Source organism: Streptomyces sp. NK15101 (genome assembly GCF_020400725.1).
GTDB lineage: Bacteria > Actinomycetota > Actinomycetes > Streptomycetales > Streptomycetaceae > Streptomyces.
Genome location: NZ_JAINVG010000187.1, coordinates 1 through 3,097, shown reverse-complemented (window position 1 = coordinate 3,097; position 3,097 = coordinate 1). Strand labels below are relative to the sequence as shown.

General features: G+C 76.3%; 1 protein-coding gene. It reads left to right on the top strand.

What is annotated here, in order from left to right; all coding sequences use genetic code 11:
* Positions 1-3,097: type I polyketide synthase (locus K7G60_RS38465; protein WP_308083285.1), on the top strand; the 3,097-nt coding region annotated here is incomplete at both ends.

Sequence of the window (3,097 nt, the reverse complement as noted above, 5' to 3'; positions counted from 1 at the left end):
GGCCGTCCTTCGGCCCTACCGCGCCCGGGCCGTCGAACTGCCCTCGTACCCCTTCCAGCGCCGGCGCTACTGGCTGGAGCCCGAGCCGGCCTCGACCGACGCCCGTGGGCTCGGTCTGGCCTCGGCGGGGCACCCGCTGCTCGGAGCCGTGGTGGAGCTGGTCGAGGAGGACCGGCTGGTGTACACGGGGCGGCTCGCCCTCGACACGCAGCCGTGGCTCGCCGACCACGCCGTGCACGGCACCGTGCTGCTGCCCGGCACCGCCTTCCTGGAGCTCACGATGGCCGTGGGCGCGCGGGTGGGGTGGCGACGGCTCGCCGAGCTCACCCTCCAGGCGCCGCTGGTGCTCCCGCCCGGCGAAGCCGTACAGCTGCGGGTGACCGTCGAGCCGCCGGCCGCGAACGGGCAGCGGGAGCTGGCCGTGCACTCCCGGCCGCAGGACGCCGACGCGGGTGCCCCGTGGACGCGGCACGCCGCGGCCGTGCTCGACCTCGACGACGACACCGCGGACTTCGACCTCGCCGAATGGCCCCCGCCCGGCGCCCGGGAGATCGACGTCGAGGGCCGCTACGACACCCTCACGGAGGCGGGCTACGACTACGGCCCCGCCTTCCAGGGCCTGCGCGCCGCCTGGCGCTCCGGCCGCGACGTCTTCGCCGAGGTCGGTCTGCCCGCCGAGCTGGACGCCACGACCTTCGGGGTGCACCCGGCGCTCCTGGACGCGGCCCTGCACGCGGTCGGGCTGCTCCGCGAGGACGGCGGCACCGTCCTGCCCTTCTCCTGGTCCGGCGTCACCCGCCACACGGACGGCGCGGACGCCCTGCGGGTGTGGCTCACCCCGAGGGGCGAGGAGGGGGTGACCCTGCGCGTCACCGACGGCGCGGGGAAGCCCGTGCTGTCCGCGGAGGCCGTCACGATGCGGCCCTTCACCGCGGACCTGTCCGCCGCCCGGGGCTCCGACTCGCTGTTCCGTGTCGAGTGGCAGCCGGTCGCCGCCGCGACGGCCGGGATCGACGTGTGCCTGGTCGCCGGCCTGGCCGACGTACCGGACGTCGTGCCGCCGGTGGTCGGCGTACGATGTCCGGTCACCGCCCGATGTCCGGGTACCCCGCAGGACTCCGACAGCACGGGAACCGGCCTCGCCGAGGCCGCCCACCAGGCGGCGCGCTGGGCGCTCGGCCTGGTCCAGGAGTGGCTGGCCGATGCCCGCTTCGCCGGCTCCCGCCTGCTGGTGCTGACCGACGGTGCCGCCGGCCCCGTGGTCGACGACCCCGCCCAGGCCACCGTGTGGGGCCTGATCAGGACCGCCCAGTCCGAGCACCCCGACCGCTTCGCCCTGCTGGACTCGGACGAGGCGCACGAGGCCGGCACCGTGCCCGGTGCCGTGCTCGCCGAGCCCCAGCTCGCCCTGCGGTCGGGCGCGCTCCTCGCCCCCCGGCTGGTCCGGCACGCCTCCGCCGCAGACCCGGCCGGCACCGGCCCGTTCGACCCGGACGCCACCGTGCTCGTCACGGGCGGCACCGGTGTGCTCGGCGCGTCGGTCGCGCGCCATCTGGTCACCGAGCACGGCGCCCGCCGTCTGCTCCTGGTCAGCCGCCGTGGCGCCGACGCGCCCGGCGCCGGGGAACTCGTCGCCGAGCTCACCGGGCTGGGCGCCGAGGTCACCCTCGCGGCCTGTGACACCGCCGACCGCGACGCGCTCGCGAAGCTGCTGGCCGGCGTGCGGCTCACCGCCGTCGTCCACACCGCGGGTCTGCTCGACGACGGCGTGGTCGAGTCGCTCACCGGGGAGCGGCTCGCGGCCGTCCTGCGGCCCAAGGTGGACGCCGCGGCCCACCTCGACGAACTGACCGCCGACCACGACCTCACGGCCTTCGTCCTGTTCTCCTCGGTCGCGGGCGTGCTCGGCAACCCGGGCCAGGCCAACTACGCCGCGGGCAACGTCTTCCTCGACGCGCTCGCCGCCCGCCGCCGCGCCGCCGGCCGTCCCGCGACCTCGCTCGCCTGGGGCCTGTGGGCCGAACGCACCGGTCTCACCAGCCACTTGGACGACGACACCCTCTCGACCCGGGGCATCGCCCCGCTCTCCACCGAGCAGGGCCTCGAACTCCTCGACCGGGCGCTCGCCGACGACGAACCGCTGCTCGTGCCGGCCCGCCTCGACCCGGCCGCGCTGCGCGCCGACGCGCTCGCCGGGACGCTGTCCCCGGTGCTGCGCTCCCTGGTGCGGGTCCCGCAGCGGCGCGCCGGCGAGTCCGGTCTGCGCCGCAGGCTCGGCCGGCTGTCCGAGGAAGAGGGGCGCCGTCTGCTGCTCGACGTCGTCCGCACCCAGCTCGCCTCGGTCATCGGCAGCGAGTCGGCGGACGGGATCGACCCGGACCAGCCGTTCAAGAGCTTCGGCATCGACTCGCTGCTCGCGGTCCAGCTGCGCAACCGCCTCAACTCCGCGACCGGTCTGCGCCTTCCGGCCACCCTGGTCTTCGACCACCCCACGCCGACCGCCGTCGTCGACTTCACGCTCGCGCTCGTGCGGGAGCGCGCCGAGAGCGCCCCCGCCCAGCCCGTCGCCCCCGTCGCCCCGCGCACGGACGACGATCCGATCGTGATCGTCGGGATGGGCTGCCGCTTCCCGGGCGGGGTGGACTCGCCCGAGGCGCTGTGGCGGGTCGTCGCCGAGCGGCGCGACGTCGTCTCGGAGTTCCCGGCCGACCGGGGCTGGGACCTCGACAACCTCTTCCACCCCGACCCGGACCACTCCGGCACGTCCTACGTCCGGCACGGCGGGTTCCTCCACGAGGCCGCCGAGTTCGACCCCGCCTTCTTCGGGATCTCGCCGCGCGAGGCGCTGGCGATGGACCCGCAGCAGCGGCTGCTGCTCGAAGTGTCGTGGGAGGCCCTGGAGCGGGCCGGCATCACGCCCGGATCGCTGCGCGGCACCTCGACGGGCGTGTTCCTCGGAGCCATCGCCCAGGAGTACGGTCCCCGGCTCGGCGAGGCGGGCGCGGGTGCCGCCGGGTTCGGTCTGACGGGGACGACGTCGAGCGTGGCCTCGGGCCGCGTCGCGTACACGCTCGGTCTGCAGGGCCCGGCCCTGACG